Annotated in this window: 16 protein-coding genes; 13 read left to right on the top strand and 3 right to left on the bottom strand. The window is 57.1% G+C overall.

Annotated elements, in window-relative coordinates; all coding sequences use genetic code 11:
* Window positions 1–292: 292 nt before the first annotated feature.
* From AAGR22_RS16470 to glnB, 4 genes are all read left to right on the top strand, one after another.
* Entirely contained in the window at window positions 293–1723 is a 1431-nt protein-coding gene (locus AAGR22_RS16470) for a HAMP domain-containing sensor histidine kinase (protein WP_345828574.1), read from the top strand.
* Window positions 1723–2469 (top strand): two-component system QseEF-associated lipoprotein QseG, encoded by a 747-nt coding sequence (qseG, locus tag AAGR22_RS16465; RefSeq protein ID WP_345828573.1) that lies wholly within the window; start codon window positions 1723–1725, stop codon window positions 2467–2469. The genes AAGR22_RS16470 and qseG overlap by 1 nt, the downstream gene beginning before the upstream one ends.
* Window positions 2466–3800, top strand: coding sequence for a two-component system response regulator GlrR (glrR, locus tag AAGR22_RS16460; protein WP_345828572.1), 1335 nt, complete (start codon window positions 2466–2468; stop codon window positions 3798–3800). Before qseG ends, glrR begins: the two co-directional genes overlap by 4 nt.
* Before the next feature lie 140 nt (window positions 3801–3940).
* Window positions 3941–4279 carry a nitrogen regulatory protein P-II gene (gene glnB / locus AAGR22_RS16455; protein ID WP_067707944.1) on the top strand — a complete coding sequence of 113 codons (339 nt, stop codon included), beginning with the start codon at window positions 3941–3943 and terminating at the stop codon, window positions 4277–4279.
* 61 nt (window positions 4280–4340) lie between these two features.
* Here glnB and AAGR22_RS16450 read toward each other — a convergent pair whose 3' ends face one another.
* Window positions 4341–4574 (bottom strand): hypothetical protein, encoded by a 234-nt coding sequence (locus AAGR22_RS16450; RefSeq protein WP_345828571.1) that lies wholly within the window; start codon window positions 4572–4574, stop codon window positions 4341–4343.
* A gap of 291 nt (window positions 4575–4865) precedes the next feature.
* On the opposite strand from AAGR22_RS16450, the gene glyA reads away from it, so the two are divergent.
* Entirely contained in the window at window positions 4866–6119 is a 1254-nt protein-coding gene (glyA, locus tag AAGR22_RS16445) for a serine hydroxymethyltransferase (RefSeq protein ID WP_067707950.1), read from the top strand.
* 106 nt (window positions 6120–6225) lie between these two features.
* The gene (locus AAGR22_RS16440) at window positions 6226–7362 is read left to right on the top strand and encodes a 3-phenylpropionate MFS transporter (protein ID WP_345828570.1); all 1137 of its coding nucleotides are present in this window, start codon (window positions 6226–6228) and stop codon (window positions 7360–7362) included.
* 53 nt (window positions 7363–7415) lie between these two features.
* Here AAGR22_RS16440 and csiE read toward each other — a convergent pair whose 3' ends face one another.
* Complete coding sequence (csiE, locus tag AAGR22_RS16435) at window positions 7416–8684, bottom strand: stationary phase inducible protein CsiE (protein ID WP_345828569.1); 1269 nt, start codon at window positions 8682–8684, stop codon at window positions 7416–7418.
* A gap of 176 nt (window positions 8685–8860) precedes the next feature.
* On the opposite strand from csiE, the gene AAGR22_RS16430 reads away from it, so the two are divergent.
* Entirely contained in the window at window positions 8861–9466 is a 606-nt protein-coding gene (locus AAGR22_RS16430) for a DUF1007 family protein (RefSeq protein WP_345828568.1), read from the top strand.
* A complete protein-coding gene (locus tag AAGR22_RS16425) occupies window positions 9457–10542 on the top strand; it encodes a nickel/cobalt transporter (RefSeq protein WP_345828567.1) in 1086 nt (361 codons plus the stop codon). Before AAGR22_RS16430 ends, AAGR22_RS16425 begins: the two co-directional genes overlap by 10 nt.
* Window positions 10543–10651: 109 nt before the next feature.
* On the opposite strand, the gene suhB is transcribed toward AAGR22_RS16425, so the two are convergent.
* A complete protein-coding gene (gene suhB / locus AAGR22_RS16420) occupies window positions 10652–11455 on the bottom strand; it encodes an inositol-1-monophosphatase (protein WP_067707966.1) in 804 nt (267 codons plus the stop codon).
* Window positions 11456–11573: 118 nt separating this feature from the next.
* Between suhB and trmJ the strand changes: the two genes are divergently transcribed.
* The 5 genes from trmJ (at window position 11574) to sseB (ending at window position 16555) form a co-directional block, all read left to right on the top strand.
* A complete protein-coding gene (gene trmJ, locus AAGR22_RS16415; protein WP_345828566.1) occupies window positions 11574–12302 on the top strand; it encodes a tRNA (cytosine(32)/uridine(32)-2'-O)-methyltransferase TrmJ in 729 nt (242 codons plus the stop codon).
* Between the two features lie 165 nt (window positions 12303–12467).
* Window positions 12468–12965 carry a Fe-S cluster assembly transcriptional regulator IscR gene (iscR, locus tag AAGR22_RS16410; RefSeq protein ID WP_067707973.1) on the top strand — a complete coding sequence of 166 codons (498 nt, stop codon included), beginning with the start codon at window positions 12468–12470 and terminating at the stop codon, window positions 12963–12965.
* A gap of 113 nt (window positions 12966–13078) precedes the next feature.
* Window positions 13079–14239 (top strand): IscS subfamily cysteine desulfurase, encoded by a 1161-nt coding sequence (locus AAGR22_RS16405; RefSeq protein ID WP_345828565.1) that lies wholly within the window; start codon window positions 13079–13081, stop codon window positions 14237–14239.
* Window positions 14240–14391: 152 nt separating this feature from the next.
* Window positions 14392–15675 (top strand): aminopeptidase PepB, encoded by a 1284-nt coding sequence (gene pepB / locus AAGR22_RS16400; RefSeq protein ID WP_067707976.1) that lies wholly within the window; start codon window positions 14392–14394, stop codon window positions 15673–15675.
* A 109-nt stretch (window positions 15676–15784) separates the two neighbouring features.
* A complete protein-coding gene (gene sseB / locus AAGR22_RS16395) occupies window positions 15785–16555 on the top strand; it encodes an enhanced serine sensitivity protein SseB (protein ID WP_345828564.1) in 771 nt (256 codons plus the stop codon).
* Window positions 16556–16754: the final 199 nt, after the last annotated feature.

Here is a 16754-nt window from a genome sequence, read left to right as displayed (position 1 = left end):
TGGCTCATTCACCTCGTTACGACAGCCCTGCGAAAGCGGACAAGCGCTTCATAACACATCGAATGACGCACAATACGGTGCCTGCCGTCCACCAAACCGATAACAGTTCACTCTGTGGCTTTATCAAATTTCGGACGCAACGTTGAGTTAGGCACCACCTATTTCAGGGAGCGCACGCTTCCGGGCAGATGGCAGATTCTCTGAATCTGCCATTTTTCGTTTTGATAACAGCACTTCCCTCCCGCCTCCAGGTCAGCTAGCATCCAGACGTTGCATTTTGTGAGGGTGTTCCGTGAAAAAATGGCGTCTGTTTCCCCGCTCCCTTCGCCAGCTGGTGCTGATGGCGTTTCTGCTGGTGCTGCTTCCTCTGCTGGTATTGGCCTGGCAGGCCTGGGAAAGCCTGTCTGCTTTGAGCGATCGCGCGGCAGAAACCAACCGTACCACCCTCACCGACGTTCGCCGCAGTGAAGCAATGGCACGCACCGCGCTGGAACTGGAGCGCAGCTACCGGCAATACTGCGTGCTCGACGATCCGATGCTGGCCAGGCTTTATCAGACCCAGCGGGCTAAGTATGCACGGATGCTGGATGCACACGGATCCGTGCTGCCGGACGTGCGCATCTACGATGCGCTGCGGCAGGGGCTGGTGCAGCTGAGTGACATCACCTGCGACAACAGCAGCCCGGTTAAAGCCGCCTCCGACGGGCTGGAAGCCTTCTCCGCCGCCAATACCCAGCTGGTTCAGTCCACGCGGGAAGTGGTGTTTTCTCGCGGGTTGCAGCTTCAGCGGGAAATTGCCGAGCGGGGGCAGTATTTTGGCTGGCAGGCGCTGATCCTCTTTCTGCTCAGCCTCGGCCTGGTTCTGCTCTTCACCCGCATGATTATCGGGCCGGTCAAGGCGGTGGAGCGAATGATCAACCGTCTTGGCGAGGGCAAACCGCCTGGCTATAACCTCGCCGCAAAGGGGCCTCGAGAGCTACGTTCGCTGGGCCAGCGCATTCTCTGGCTGAGTGAGCGGCTGGCCTGGCTGGAATCCCAGCGACATGAGTTTCTGCGTCATATCTCCCATGAACTGAAAACGCCCCTGGCCAGCATGCGTGAAGGTACGGCCCTGCTGGCTGATGAGATAGCCGGGCCGCTAACGCCGGATCAGCATGAGGTGGTGGGCATTCTTGACGAAAGCAGCCGCCATCTCCAGCGGCTGATTGAACAGCTGCTGGACTATAATCGCAAACTGTCAGATGCACCGGTAGAACGGGCCCCGGTGGCCCTTGCTCCCCTTGTGGACGCGGTCATCGCCACGCACAGCCTGACGGCGCGCGCCAAGGCGATGCGTACCGAAATTAACCTTGCCGAAGCGAGCTGCCTTGCCGAACCTGCATTACTGATGCGTGCGATTGATAATCTTTACTCGAATGCAATACATTATGGCAGTGAATCCGGTACCATCTGGATCCGCAGCCGTCGGCAGGGCGGCAGGGTGCTGGTGGAGGTGGCGAACACCGGAACGCCGATCCCCGTCGCCGAGCAGGCGATGATATTTGAACCCTTCTATCAGGGTAGCCTCCAGCGTAAAGGCGCCGTGAAAGGCAGTGGCCTGGGCCTGAGCATCGCCAAAGACTCCCTCCATCGGCTGGGAGGAGAACTCCAGCTGGTGGAAAGCGATGCGGCTGATGTTTGCTTTCGTATCGAACTTAACACCCTCTCAGGGAACGAAAAATAATGAAATCATCCCGCCTTTTTTCAGCCATGCGATCTGCTCCCTGCGCCAGGGTAGCACTGACGATATTGCTGGCAACGGCGTTGACGGCCTGTGTTAATAAAGTACCCGATCCGGGCGTCAGTAATATGCATTCACTGCCGGAACCAGAAATCAAAGTGGTTAACTATTCGCTGGTGGCCTGCGAAGAGATCTGGGACGTGCCGGATAACAAAGTCATGGACAGCAGTCTCTACTGGCTAAGAGCCATCGACTGTGCGGTAAGGTTATCACCTGCGGAAGCACGCGCGCAGGCCAGACTCTGGCCGGCAGATGATTGGCAGAGCGCGTTCAAGCAGGCGATGCTGATGGACAATGGCAACGAAACGCCGGTGGAGAGGCGGCAGTATTTGCAGCGGCTGGATGGGTTTATCGGCGATTATCCTGTTCCCCTGCGACCGCTAATACAGCTCTGGCGCGATAACCAGCTGGCGCAGCTCCAGCTGTCCGAAGCGCGCACGCGGTATCATCATCTGCAACAAAGCAGCGATGCCCAGCTTGATGCCCTGCGCCAGCAGCAGATTGCCCAGAATAAAGAGCTGGTGCTGGTCCGCCGCAAGCTGCAAACGCTGACCGATATTGAGCGACAGCTGTCCTCGCGCCGCTCGCCTGATACCTCAGATAACGGCCACATTGATAAAAATGGCGCCGCACAGGGCGATAGCGTCGCTGTGCCGGATAACACAACCCAGGATGCCCCGCAGCCATGATAAAAAAATCGGCGAATCTGCTGCTGGTGGATGATGATCCCAGCCTGCTCAAACTGCTAGGCATGCGGCTGACCAGCGAGGGCTTTAGCGTCTGTACCGCAGCCAGCGGGCCTGAAGCGCTGAAAATGCTGCTGAAAGAGCGAATCGATCTGGTCATCAGCGATCTGCGCATGGATGAGATGGACGGCCTTGCGCTGTTCAGTGAAATCCAGAAGCAGCAGCCGGGCATGCCGGTGATCATCCTGACGGCGCATGGCTCCATTCCCGATGCCGTTTCCGCTACCCAGCAGGGAGTGTTTGGCTTTCTGACCAAACCGGTGGATCGCGACGCCCTCTATAGCGCCATCGATCAGGCACTCGCACACCGTGCGCCCGCCGGAGACGAAAGCTGGCGCGAGGGCATTGTGACCCGCAGCCCGCTGATGCTCCGCCTGCTGGAACAGGCGCGGATGGTAGCCCAGTCGGACGTCAGCGTGCTGATCAACGGGCAGAGCGGCACCGGCAAAGAGATTCTGGCGCAGGCTATCCATGCTGCCAGTCCACGCGCGAACAAGGCTTTTATCGCCATCAACTGCGGCGCACTGCCGGAGCAGCTGCTGGAGTCGGAACTTTTTGGTCATGCGAAAGGGGCCTTTACCGGTGCGGTCAGCAGCCGCGAGGGACTGTTCCAGGCTGCGGAGGGAGGAACGCTGTTTCTGGATGAGATCGGTGATATGCCTCCGGCGTTGCAGGTAAAACTCCTGCGGGTGATCCAGGAGCGTAAAGTGCGGCCGCTGGGCAGTAACCGCGATCTGGATATCAACGTGCGGATTATTTCCGCCACGCATCGCGATTTGCCTAAGGCGATGGAGAAAAAGGTGTTCCGCGAGGATCTCTTTTACCGGCTGAATGTGGTAAACCTTAAGATCCCCACGCTTCAGGAGCGGGCGGAGGATATTCCGCTGCTGGCAAACTATCTGCTGAAGCAGTCTGCTGAACGCCATAAACCCTCGGTACGCCGGTTCTCCACCGAGGCGATGAAGCGGCTGATGGCCGCCAGCTGGCCAGGCAATGTCCGCCAGCTGGTTAACGTGATCGAGCAATGCGTGGCGCTAAGCACGGCTCCGGTCATCGGTGAGGCACTGGTTGAACAGGCCCTGGTGGGGGAAAATACCGCACTGCCCACCTTTGCGGAAGCCAGAAACCAGTTCGAGCTTAACTACTTAAGAAAGATTCTACAGATGACCAAAGGCAATGTGACTCACGCCGCCCGACTGGCGGGGCGTAACCGCACTGAGTTTTATAAGCTGCTGTCGCGGCACGAGCTGGATGCCTCAGACTTTAAGGAATAGTATTTTCCGTGCCGCTACCCCGGTGGGATATGGTAGCGTAGCATGCCGAAAAGAGACGGACCGCGCGGCGGTATCTGTCCGCTGCACATATACTGAATAGAAATTGCCCTCCCGGATGGGGGGACTGAAAAGGGTCTGCCATGAAAAAGATTGATGCCATTATCAAACCGTTCAAACTCGACGACGTGCGCGAAGCGCTGGCCGAGGTGGGTATTACCGGAATGACCGTGACCGAAGTGAAAGGGTTTGGCCGCCAGAAGGGCCATACCGAGCTTTATCGCGGTGCCGAGTATATGGTCGATTTCCTGCCGAAGGTGAAGATTGAAATCGTGATTGCTGATGATATCGTCGACACCTGCGTGGACACCATTATGCGCACCGCGCATACAGGTAAAATCGGTGACGGCAAGATTTTTGTTTTCGACGTGGCGCGCGTGGTGCGTATTCGCACCGGCGAAGAAGACGAAGAGGCGATCTGAGTCCCTGCCTTACCCCCGAAGCGTTCGCCGCCCATCACGGACGGCGATCTCTCCCGGATGGTTAGAGAACCTTATGCGGCCCGAACACCTCATAGTGAATACGGGATGCGTCAATCCCCAGCTTCAGCAGCTGTTGTGCCACTGCCTGCATAAACTCCTCCGGACCGCAGAGGTAATAGCGGCAGGCCGGATCGCTCAGCTGACTTTCCAGCGGCAGTAAATTCATCAAACCTTCCGTATCAAACTGACCGCTCATCGCCAGCACGTTACAGGCTTTGCCCCAGGCCGCCAGCACCTCTTATCCTGCGGTGGTTGGCGATGTAGAATTCTCCGTGCAGTTAGCGGGGGCATTAGGCTGCCCCGCCAGGCATCAGATGAATCCTGATGAAGGGGACGATGACGAAAATGCCGGACAATCAGGCTTGCAAAAAAGGTAACCAACCCTTGCCCGCTCTCAGGCCAATCGTTTGCGTAAAAAGCCTGCTTTGTGGCTACCCCTCCCCAGGTAAAACAGTTTACACTGTGTGTCTTCGCCCTAACGGGCCGTTAAATACCGATATGAAGTTAGCTGAGTCAGGAGATGCGGATGTTAAAGCGTGATATGAATATTGCTGATTACGATGCCGAATTGTGGCAGGCAATGGAGCAGGAAAAAGTGCGTCAGGAAGAGCATATTGAGCTGATTGCTTCCGAAAACTACACCAGCCCGCGCGTAATGCAGGCGCAGGGATCTCAGCTGACCAACAAATATGCCGAAGGTTACCCGGGCAAACGCTACTACGGCGGGTGTGAATATGTTGATATCGTTGAGCAGCTGGCTATCGATCGCGCTAAAGCGCTGTTCGGCGCCGACTATGCCAACGTGCAGCCTCACTCTGGCTCACAGGCCAACTTTGCGGTCTATACCGCACTGCTACAGCCGGGCGATACCATTCTGGGTATGAATCTGGCGCACGGCGGCCACCTGACGCATGGCTCGCCGGTTAACCTCTCCGGTAAGCTGTATAACGTGGTGCCGTACGGCATCGACGAAACCGGTAAAATTGACTACGAAGATCTGGCCGCCCAGGCGCAGAAGCATAAGCCAAAAATGATCATCGGTGGCTTCTCCGCCTATTCCGGTATTTGTGACTGGGCAAAAATGCGCGAAATTGCTGACAGTATCGGTGCCTGGCTGTTCGTGGACATGGCGCACGTGGCGGGCCTGATTGCGGCTGACGTTTACCCGAACCCGGTACCTCATGCCCACATCGTCACCACTACCACCCACAAAACCCTGGCAGGGCCGCGCGGTGGCCTGATCCTGGCGAAGGGCGGCGATGAAGATCTGTATAAAAAGCTGAACTCCGCAGTCTTCCCTGGTGGCCAGGGCGGCCCGCTGATGCATGTGATTGCCGGTAAAGCGGTCGCGCTGAAAGAAGCGATGGAGCCGGAGTTTAAGGTCTATCAGCAGCAGGTCGCGAAAAATGCTAAAGCGATGGTCGAGGTGTTCCTGGCGCGCGGCTATAACGTGGTTTCAGGCGGCACCCATAACCACCTGTTCCTGCTGGATCTGGTTGATAAAAACCTGACCGGTAAAGAGGCGGATGCCGCGCTGGGTCGTGCAAATATCACCGTAAACAAAAACAGCGTGCCTAACGATCCGAAAAGCCCGTTTGTCACTTCCGGTATTCGTATCGGTTCCCCTGCGATTACCCGCCGGGGTTTCAAAGAGGCTGAGGTGCGTGAGCTGGCCGGTTGGATCAGCGATATTCTTGATAACATCGGTGATGAAGGCACCATCGAGCGCATCAAGAAACAGGTTCTGGCACTTTGTGCACGTTTCCCGGTGTATGCCTGACAGGCTCCCGCGCACCTGAAATGTGATAACAACGGGACAAATTGTCCCGTTGTTTGATCTTAAACTCCACCTCTGACAGAGTAGCGCGCACATCGTCGGAGGGAAAATGACCATTCGTTCTGCTTACTGGCTTGGCCTGGGCTATTTCACCTACTTTTTTGCCTGGGGCGTCTGGCTTCCTTTTTGGGCCGTCTGGCTTAAAGGCGCTGGCCTGACGGCTGAGAAAATCGGCCTGCTGCTCGGCTGCGGCATGATTGCCCGCTTTCTCGGCAGCCTGCTCATTGCTTCCCGCGTAACTCACCCCTCGCAGCTGATTACCGTACTTCGCCTGCTGGCACTGCTATCGCTACTTTTTGTCCTCAGCTTCTGGGTAAGCGCCTTCTGGGTATGGCTGCTGCTGGTGATGATTGCCTTTAATCTATTTTTCTCGCCGCTGGTTCCCCTTAGCGACGCGCTGGCATCGACCTGGCTCAGCCAGATTGGCATGGCCTATGGGCCGGTCAGACTCTGGGGATCGCTGGCATTTGTGATCAGTTCCGCGCTTACGGGCGTGCTGGTGAATGCATTCTCTTATCAGGCCGTGCTGGCAATGCTCTGCCTTGGCGTGGCGGCCATGTTCGCTGGTATGCTTATGCGCCCCTCCGTTATGCCGCAGGGCGACACGAAGCAAAATGTGCGGGCAGGGTGGCCGGAATGGCAGCGCCTGCTTCAGGAAAACGCGGTGTGGCGCTTTTTGCTGTGCGTCACGCTGATGCAGGGCGCACATGCGGCCTACTACGGTTTTAGCGCCATTTACTGGCAGGAAGCGGGTTACACCGCCAGCGTGGTCGGCTATCTCTGGTCGCTGGGCGTCATCGCTGAGATCGTCATCTTCGCCTTCAGCCACCGGCTGTTTCGCCGCTGGAGTGCCAGCCAGCTCCTGCTGCTATCGGGCGTATGCGCCATTATCCGCTGGAGCCTGCTGGGCGCGACGACGGCGCTCCCGTGGCTGATTGTGGCGCAAATCCTGCACTGCGGCAGCTTTACCGTTTGCCATCTTGCGGCCATGCGCTTTATCGCGGCGCGGCAGGGGGCCGAGGTCATCCGTCTGCAATCCATCTACTCTGCCCTGGCGATGGGCGGTGGTATCGCCGTTATGACTATGGTCTGCGGGGTGCTGTATCAGCCGTTACACGGAGGGATTTTTTGGGTGATGGCGGTGCTGGTGGTACCCGCGCTGTTTCTGCGGCCCAGGGTTTCCTGAACGGCCAGGCGTTTCAGGCGCGTGACGCCAACGGCAAGGCCCGGGTCTGAAATTTACGACTCCAGCAGCTGGCGAATTCGCTGCTGCTGGTGCGGCTGTAAAGGCAGCTCGGCGTGGATCAGCGGCGGTGAGTAGAGCGGCAGCGGGGTGGCATAGGGTGTCACCACCAGCGCAATGCCCTTTGGGGCACTGCTGCGCTGATATTCACCGACCTCAAGATATTTAATGTTCAGCGGCATCAGCGTCAGCTCCCTCAGCTGTTGCTCAATCTGCTGTTCAAGCGCCGGGTTGCCGCCGGTCAGCAGCAGCACCTGTTTTTCCTGTAAAACGCTTTCCTGCATCAGCCAGGCGCCGAAGATGACGGTAATCAAACCCACCTCTTCGGGCGAAAAGGTCAGACAGTAGCGTTGTTCAAAACCGGCCAGCGCCTTTTGCGTGGTGCGAAGCAGTTTGGGGTAGAGGCGTCCCACCTCTTCCGTCAGGGTATTATCAATGCCAATGCCGAACAGGCATCGCTCCATCGCCTGCGCAAGGTGCGTATAGAGCTGATTGCAAATCCCCTCCTTATTGCTAAATCGCATACCGGAAAATGACTGAAAGCGCACAATTAACTCTTTTACCGCATGCAGCAAGGCCCGCTCGTGTTCATGCTGCGCCTCGTCGACAGAGGGAACGTGCATCTGACTGAACAGCAGCGCAAACAGCAGCACGTCACCGGGTTCCGATATCAGCCCGCTGTCGTGCCACCACTGCGCCATCATTTCATCGGCGACCTGGTGCTCAATGCGTGCGGTAAGCCATACGCGCTGGGAAGGAGTAAACGGCGTGCAGCAGCGATCGCACAGAATATGCTGCATAAAAAGCTGGAGAAACTGGCCGTCGCGCTCGGAGAACTCGCGTGAAAGCTTAAGTGCGCACTGGGTTAACAGCTGCTTTAGCTGCATCTCATCATACAGGGAGGCATCAATCGGGCAGGCCTGTAGCTGGAGCCTGATCGCCGGCGCAAAATGATGCTGGATAAACGCAGGCGATAGCCGCAGCGCACGGCGCAGCCAGTAGACCAGGCAGAGCTTACGATCCAGCGCTTCCCCCTCTACGCGATAGTGGCCAGCCGGGCAGCAGGTAAGCTTCAGCCGGTGATAACGCTGGATTGCGGAGGCAACTTCAATAAGATCCTGTTCAGTGACGGAAGGATTCACGCCATTGAGCTGGCTCAGGGTCTCGAGGCTGGTGGAAGAGGCAGAAAGAAATAACGTCAAAAGGAGGTGGCAGTGACGCTGCGACGTGGAGAGGGCAGAATTCTCAACGGGGGGTGAACTCATTGTCTGCGGTCCCGGTAAATGTAACCTTCTAAGAATAGACTCTCCGCTACCTGCTGCTGGATCCTGCCGCTGATTTATTTAAAGCTTATTAGCCGGGTCACAAATTTTGTTGATGAAGGATGAGGAATTTTCAATTGTTATGTTATAACATATGCAAAAAGCTGGTATTGTGCGTCATGCTGCTGGCGACAGCCACGCAGGCGCTGGCGCATCCCCACAGTTTTATTAGCATGCAGGTCACGCTGGTGCATAAAAATAACCTGCTTACCGGGTTAAAAATGCACTGGGTGATGGATGAAATTACCTCTGCGGACCTGCTTTATGATGCGGGCGACGCGAAACCCGACAGCGTGGCGTGGAAAAAACTGGCGGCAGAAGTCATGGCAAACGTGCTGGGACAGCACTATTTCAGTGAGTTCTGGCATGAGGGCAAAGCGGTGAAGTTTGAAAACCTGCCCCCGGAGTATCACCTCTCCCGTCAGGGGTCTAAGGCGGTACTGGAGTTTATACTGCCGCTGGCTGAACCGCAGCCGCTGACGGGTCAGCGCTACCGGTTCTCGACCTTTGATCCAACCTATTTTGTGGATATGACTTACGATTCTGAACAATCCCTGCACGTGCCCGCTGAGCTGGAAAAACAGTGCAAAATGACGCTAAAGACGCCGAAACCCAACGCTGCGCTGCAGGCCTGGGCGCTGTCGCTGGATAAAGCTGATGCGCCGCGCGCAGATGATGATCTGGGCCGACAGTTTGCCCAGACGGTGACGCTGATATGTCGTTAAAATCACCTCTGACCCGATCCCTTCGCGGCGGAATATCGGCCTGGCCGGTGCTTCTGCTGATTGTGGCCTTTGCCAGCATGGCACTTGCCGTCTGGCAGTACTGGCCGCAGATTTTATTGCAGAACATCCTGTGGCAGAAAGTGCTTCATCAGCAGATGACCACGCAACTGCAACAGGTCGCCAGCCATCCCCGACAGACGGGCCTGTCGCTAATGGGCTTTAGTCTGGCTTATGGCGTACTGCACGCGCTGGGGCCGGGACATGGCAAAGTGGTGATCGCCGCGTTTCTCGCCACCCATCCGACCAGGGTTAAAACCAGCCTTAAGCTCACGCTGGCGGCGTCGCTGGTGCAGGGATGTGTGGCGATTGCGCTGGTAACCGTGCTGCTGGGCGCATTGAAACTCTCCTCGCGCCAGCTGCATATCAGCAGCTACTGGCTGGAGAAGGGGAGTTATCTGCTGGTGGTGGGGCTGGGCCTGTGGCTCTGCTGGCGGGCCGCAGTAAGCCTCGGCCAGGCGCGGCGGGCTTCGCCCTTATACCGCCGGATGATGCCCGCCGGAGATCATCCGGCCAGCCTCCTGTCATCGGGTCGGCACCGGCTTATGCAGCAGACTGCTGGCACCCGGTCCGGCCAACAGACAATCTCCCACTCCCACCCGCTCAGCTGCGGCTGTGGGCATCAACACGTACCGGATGCCGCGCAGCTGGAAAAGGCGGTCAGCCTGAAAACTCAGGTGATGGTGGTGCTGTCGATGGGGCTTCGTCCCTGTTCGGGCGCCATTATGATGCTGCTGTTTTCTAAGGTAACGGGCGTCTATCTGTGGGGGGTATTCTCCGCGCTGACGATGGCGGCAGGAACGGCGTTTACGGTGTCTGCCATGGCGCTGCTGGTGCAGGTTTCGCGTGCGCTGGCGCTAAAGCTTAGCCGCAAAGGCACATCGACGGGCTGGATAAGGCTGGGGCGTCCGGTGTTGTCGCTGGTCGGCGGCATACTGCTGATATTGATGGGCGGTGTGCTGTGGCTGAGTGCTCAGCCGGTGATGTCAGGCGGCATTCGGCCGATGTTTCTGCACTGATGCCGGCATCGACAGGCGACCTGTCGGGCGGGAAAGCAGGGCCCGGGCGCGGGAAAGTGTTTCCCCGCGCCCGGCCCCTTTACCCCGTTTTCGGGATGGCCTGACCGGCTTAGCGCTTAAGCGCTTCGCTCAGTTCGTCACGCATGTTAGCCAGCATCGCTTTCACCACGCGTGGATTACCCGCAACGATGTTGCCGGAAGTCAGATAACCGTGTGCGCCAACAAAGTCAGTCACCAAACCGCCCGCCTCACGTACCAGCAGCTCGCCTGCTGCAAAGTCCCATGGCTTCAGGCCGATTTCAAAGAAGCCGTCTACGCGGCCAGCGGCCACGTAGGCAAGATCCAGCGCGGCGGAACCGGTACGGCGGAAATCAGCACACTGGGAAAACAGCTTGCCAACGATATTGATGTAAGGGGTGGCGTGCTGCTTATGCTTAAACGGGAAACCGGTCGCCAGAATGGTGCCATCCAGATCGCGAGCGGTGCTGCCGCGCAGACGGTAACCGTTCAGCTGTGTACCCTGACCGCGCACCGCGCTGAACAGCTCATTACGCATCGGATCGTAAACCACGGCGACTTCGGTACGGCCTTTGATGCGCACGGCGATAGAGACGGAAAAGTGAGGGAGACGCTTAATGAAGTTGGTGGTGCCATCCAGTGGATCGATAACCCATTGCACATCCTTGTCTTCACCGGCTAATTCACCACACTCTTCAGAAATGATGGTGTGTTGCGGATAAGACTTGCGGATCACCTCGATAATCAGGCGCTCGGCGTCGCGGTCAACATTGGTAACGAAGTCGTTGCTGCCTTTCTGGCTGGTTTCAACGGCGTCTGGAGTTTCGTAGTTCTTGGCAATTAAATTACCGGCCTTGCGCGCAGCGCGCACGGCGATGTTGAGCATCGGATGCATCGGTCTCTCTCACTGGATGTTAAAGAACGGGAAAACGGCGCGGATTATAGCAGGGAGATCGTAAGAAGTCCTGAAAATATGCTAGTATCCCCAAATTATCTCACAGACCAGAATTCCTATGCTGCAAAATATCCGAATCGTGCTGGTGGAAACCTCTCACACCGGTAACATGGGATCCGTCGCCCGCGCGATGAAAACCATGGGCCTGACCAACCTCTATCTGGTTAATCCGCTGGTAAAACCCGACTCGCAGGCCATTGCGCTGGCCGCCGGCGCCAGTGACGTCATTGGCGAAGCGAAGATTGTCGATACGCTGGATGACGCGCTGGCGGGCTGTAGCCTGGTGGTTGGCACCAGCGCCCGCTCCCGCTCGCTGCCGTGGCCGATGCTCGATCCGCGTGAATGCGGCATCAAAAGCGTTGCGGAGGGGCAGCAGGCTCCGGTTGCGCTGGTATTTGGCCGCGAACGCGTGGGCCTGACCAACGATGAACTGCAAAAGTGCCATTATCACGTTGCCATTGCTGCCAATCCTGAATACAGCTCGCTGAATCTGGCGATGGCGGTGCAGATCGTCGCTTATGAAGTGCGTATGGCCTGGCTCCAGCAGCAGGAAACGCCGAAGCCTGAGTATGAGGAATCCCCCTATCCGCTGGTAGACGATCTCGAACGCTTCTATCAGCATATGGAGCAGATGATGGTCAGAAGCGGCTTTATCCGTGAAGGCAATCCCGGCCAGGTGATGAGCAAGCTGCGTCGCCTCTATACCCGGGCGCGTCCGGAGCGTGACGAGCTGAATATCCTGCGCGGCATGCTCTCTTCGGTGGAGAAGCCTAAGAGCGAAAAGTAGAGGTCGGCGGAGGGCGGAAAGCGGGCTAATAGTTGAGTAAATTACCAGGTTAAATAGTTGAGTATTTTACTTGGTTAAATAGTTGACCAAATCACTCGGGAATGGCAGACTTGCGGACATCATTTTGTTAAACCCCACCAGGGGACAACTGAGGTCGTTTACGCCATGAGACTGACATCCAAAGGCCGTTATGCCGTTACCGCTATGCTTGATGTTGCGCTGCACTCTCATGAGGGGCCGGTGCCACTCGCGGATATTTCAGAGCGTCAGGGCATCTCCCTCTCCTATCTGGAACAGCTGTTCTCTCGCCTGCGCAAAAATGGTCTGGTCGCCAGCGTTCGCGGACCGGGTGGCGGTTATCTGTTGGGTAAAGCCTCGGATGCTATCGCCGTTGGCGCGGTGATCACCGCCGTGGATGAGTCAGTTGATGCCACTAAGTGCCAGGGCAAAGAGGGCTGTCAGGGTGGTCAACGCTGTCTGACCCACGTACTGTGGCGCGATCTGAGTGAACGCATTAGCGACTTCCTGAACAATATTACGCTGGCTGAACTGGTCAATAATCAGGATATCCTTGAGGTAGCCGACCGCCAGAACACCACTGAAAAAAATCGTGTGCCTGCCGGGCGCACGCATGAAACCATTAACGTCAACCTGCGTGCCTGACGGTTGCTAAAGCTTCCTGCTGATTCCCGACTCCCCTTCGTGAAATCAGCAGGAACCTGTCGCCACACTGTCAGATTGCCCGACAGGTTGTGAGCGATACGGAGCCGAACGTCATGAAATTACCGATCTACCTGGACTATGCCGCCACCACGCCTGCCGATCCGCGCGTGGCAGAGAAGATGATGCAGTTTCTCACCCTGGACGGAACCTTCGGTAATGCGGCTTCCCGTTCCCATCGCTACGGCTGGCAGGCGGAAGAGGCCGTTGACGTGGCCCGTAATCAGGTTGCCGATCTGATTGGCGCCGACCCGCGTGAGATTGTTTTTACCTCCGGCGCGACCGAATCTGATAACCTCGCCATCAAAGGTGCTGCTCATTTTCATCAGGAAAAAGGGCGACACATCGTTACCTGCCAGACCGAACACAAAGCCGTGCTGGATGCCTGCTTGCAGCTTGAGCGCGAAGGCTTCGAGATAACCTGGCTTGCCCCGCAGCGCAGCGGTCAGATCGATCTCGCCTCCATTCAAAACGCCCTGCGTGAAGACACCATTCTGGTCTCGATCATGCACGTTAATAACGAAACCGGCGTCATCCAGAACATCGCCGCTATTGGCGAACTCTGCCGCGCGCGCAATATCCTCTTTCACGTTGACGCCACGCAGAGCGTGGGGAAACTCCCCATCGACCTCAGCCAGCTCCCGGTCGATCTGATGTCATTTTCCGCGCATAAACTCTATGGTCCAAAGGGGATCGGCGGGCTTTACGTGCGTCGCCAGCCCCGTATTCGACTGGAAGCGCAGATCCACGGTGGCGGCCACGAGCGCGGTATGCGTTCCGGCACGCTGCCGGTGCATCAGATTGTCGGTATGGGCGAAGCCTACGGTATTGCTAAAGAAGTAATGACGGCTGAAATGGCACGCATAGATCAGCTGCGATCGCGTCTGTGGCGGGGCATCAGCGAAATTGACGGGGTGTATGTGAATGGCGTTGCAGAAGGCGGCGCGCCCAATATTCTGAACGTCAGTTTCAGTAATGTTGACGGCGAGTCGCTGATCATGGGGTTGAAGGATCTCGCGCTCTCCTCCGGCTCTGCCTGTACCTCTGCCAGCCTGGAACCTTCCTACGTGCTGCGCGCGCTGGGGCTGTCTGAGGCGCTGGCGCACAGTTCGCTCCGTTTTTCGCTGGGGCGCTACACCACCGAAGAAGAAATTGACTATGCCGTTCAGCTGATCCAGCGGACTATTCGCCGCCTGCGTGAGCTCGCCGTGCGCTAAGGCCATGCTTTTATGTCATTGACGGGCCGGGTAAAACTGGCCCGTTTTGCGTTTAATTGCGCTTTGGGTTAGACGAAAGCAAATAAAGGTTTATTGTAGTGACCGACGCATTCAAGACCAAATTCGATGAACAGCTCAAAAGGAGCCATGCGATGACAACAACACCAATGAAAATAACACTGTCAACGACAGCGGCAGATCCACGCTGGGGAGAAAAGGCAACATTGACCAGCAACGACAGCGGCATGACTATCCATCTTAACGGTGGCGATGCCCTGACCACTATCCAGCGCGCGGCGAGAAAAATTGATGCGCAGGGGATCCGGCACGTGAGTCTTAGTGGCGACTGGGATCTGGAGAAAAGCTGGGCGTTCTGGCAGGGCTATCGCGGTCCCAAAGGCGAGCGTAAAGTCGAATGGGCCGATCTGAATGAGAGCGATCGCGCTGAATTTGATAACCGCCTTAAGATTATTGACTGGGTACGCAACACCATTAACCTGCCGGCTGAAGATCTCAGCCCTGAACAGCTGACCCAGCGCGCCGTCGATCTGCTGTCCGGCGTGGCTGGCGAAAGCGTGAGCTATCGCATAACCAAAGGTGACGATCTGCGCCAGCAGGGATATTCCGGGCTGCATACCGTGGGCCGGGGATCGACCCGCGCGCCAGCGCTGTTGGTGCTGGATTATAATCCGGGCGGGGATGAAAATGCCCCCGTATTTGCCTGCCTGGTCGGTAAAGGTATTACCTTCGATACCGGTGGGTACAGCCTGAAGCCCAGCGGATCCATGGATTCGATGAAATCGGATATGGGCGGGGCCGCGACCCTGACCGGCGCACTGGCGCTGGCTATTGTTCGCGGACTGAAAAAGCGCGTCAAACTCTATCTCTGCTGCGCGGATAATATGGTCAGCGGCAACGCGCTGCGGTTGGGCGATATTATCCGTTATCGCAACGGTAAAACGGTTGAGGTGATGAACACCGATGCGGAAGGTCGCCTGGTGCTGGCCGATGGCCTGATTGATGCCAGCCAGCAGGATCCGGAATTGCTGATCGATGCCGCCACCCTGACCGGTGCGGCGAAAACGGCGCTGGGTAATGATTATCACGCCCTTTTCAGCTTCGATGATTCGCTGGCTCAGTCGCTGCTCAGCAGTGCCGCGCATGAAAATGAGCCTTTCTGGCGTCTGCCGCTGGCGGAGTTCCACCGCGGCTACCTGCCCTCTAACTTTGCCGATCTGAACAATATCGCGGCCCCGTCCCATACGGCTGGAGCCAGTTCGGCGGCGGCGTTTCTTTCTCACTTTGTGAGCCGTTATCAGCAGGGCTGGCTTCATATCGACTGTTCCGCCACCTACCGTAAGGGAGCGGTGGATCAGTGGTCCGCAGGTGCCACCGGCCTTGGCGTTCGCACGGTGGCTAACCTGCTGCTGAAATAATCCGTTGGTGATGCCTGAGGTTCCGGGGAGAGCACATCTCCCCGGGATCGGCAGATAACCCCGCAGGGCAGGCGGCGTCCTGCCCGTTAACGTTTAGTGAATCAGAGCCATGAATGAAACCAACCCGCGCCTTGAAGAGGTGCTGAAACTGGCGGCCAACGAGCCGGCGCACCGGCCCGAGTTTTTTACCTTACTGCTGGACGCCAGCGTCTGGGTTCCGGGCGAGAGCCCGGCAAAGGGAGAAGGTGATGCGGCTCCGGCCGTGGAGATACAGCACTGGGAAAAGGACGACGGTACCAGCATCATTCCTTTTTTCACCTCACTCACCGCTATGCAGCAGGCAGTCAGCGGGGAGCAGCGCTTTTTGGTGATCCCGGTGCGCGCGTTATTCGAAATGACGCTGGGCGAAACGCTGTTTCTTAACCCGAAGCTGCCGACCGGCAAGGAGTTTTCACCGCGTGAAATCGCCAGCCTGCTGGGGGAGAGCGGTAATGCACTGAGCGAGCAAACGGTCATTGAGGGAGGCACATCCCTGCTGCTCTCTGAACATGCCGAGCCGCCCGCACAAATGATCGCCTCTCTGACTCAGCTGTTTGCGAAGCATAAACAGGTGCGCCACGCCTGGGTAGCCTTAATTAAAGAATCAGCCGATGCCTCCGCTAACCTGCTTATTGGCATTGAGGCAGACAGCGACATTGAAAATATCATTCAGGCGGCCGGTAGCGTCGCCACGGATACATTAACGGATGATGAGCCGGTAGATATTTGTCAGGTTGTCGAAAATGAAAAAGGCATCAGCCATTTTTTTATCGCACATATTACCCCTTTTTATCAGCGGAAGTGGGGAAGCTTCCTCCGCGACTTCAAATTACCGCATTAATCTGACGGCGCTAATTTTACGCTGACTCAATAACTCGCCCACATCAGGCTGCTGACCCACAGCGTTACCCGCCGCGATGATGGGCTATAACCCCATTCTCCGCTGCGATGATGGCCATTACCCCATTCACCGCCGTAATGTGCTTTGATAATTAACTGCACGTAATACCGTTGCACGTTGCTACGTCAGTCGGGAGCGT

It is taken from the genome of Erwinia sp. HDF1-3R (assembly GCF_039621855.1).
Classification (GTDB): domain Bacteria; phylum Pseudomonadota; class Gammaproteobacteria; order Enterobacterales; family Enterobacteriaceae; genus Erwinia.
This window is presented reverse-complemented; position numbering and strand designations above follow the sequence as displayed.

Bases quoted from the DNA above. Each gene is read 5' to 3' on its own strand.
- AAGR22_RS16430 (WP_345828568.1), top strand. From the start codon at position 8,861: ATGCTGCTGGCGACAGCCACGCAGGCGCTGGCGCATCCCCACAGTTTT.
- glnB (WP_067707944.1), top strand. From the start codon at position 3,941: ATGAAAAAGATTGATGCCATTATCAAACCGTTCAAACTCGACGACGTG.
- AAGR22_RS16425 (WP_345828567.1), top strand. From the start codon at position 9,457: ATGTCGTTAAAATCACCTCTGACCCGATCCCTTCGCGGCGGAATATCG.
- qseG (WP_345828573.1), top strand. From the start codon at position 1,723: ATGAAATCATCCCGCCTTTTTTCAGCCATGCGATCTGCTCCCTGCGCC.
- glrR (WP_345828572.1), top strand. From the start codon at position 2,466: ATGATAAAAAAATCGGCGAATCTGCTGCTGGTGGATGATGATCCCAGC.
- pepB (WP_067707976.1), top strand. From the start codon at position 14,392: ATGACAACAACACCAATGAAAATAACACTGTCAACGACAGCGGCAGAT.
- csiE (WP_345828569.1), bottom strand. From the start codon at position 8,684: ATGAGTTCACCCCCCGTTGAGAATTCTGCCCTCTCCACGTCGCAGCGT.
- trmJ (WP_345828566.1), top strand. From the start codon at position 11,574: ATGCTGCAAAATATCCGAATCGTGCTGGTGGAAACCTCTCACACCGGT.
- glyA (WP_067707950.1), top strand. From the start codon at position 4,866: ATGTTAAAGCGTGATATGAATATTGCTGATTACGATGCCGAATTGTGG.
- AAGR22_RS16440 (WP_345828570.1), top strand. From the start codon at position 6,226: ATGACCATTCGTTCTGCTTACTGGCTTGGCCTGGGCTATTTCACCTAC.
- suhB (WP_067707966.1), bottom strand. From the start codon at position 11,455: ATGCATCCGATGCTCAACATCGCCGTGCGCGCTGCGCGCAAGGCCGGT.
- sseB (WP_345828564.1), top strand. From the start codon at position 15,785: ATGAATGAAACCAACCCGCGCCTTGAAGAGGTGCTGAAACTGGCGGCC.
- iscR (WP_067707973.1), top strand. From the start codon at position 12,468: ATGAGACTGACATCCAAAGGCCGTTATGCCGTTACCGCTATGCTTGAT.
- AAGR22_RS16405 (WP_345828565.1), top strand. From the start codon at position 13,079: ATGAAATTACCGATCTACCTGGACTATGCCGCCACCACGCCTGCCGAT.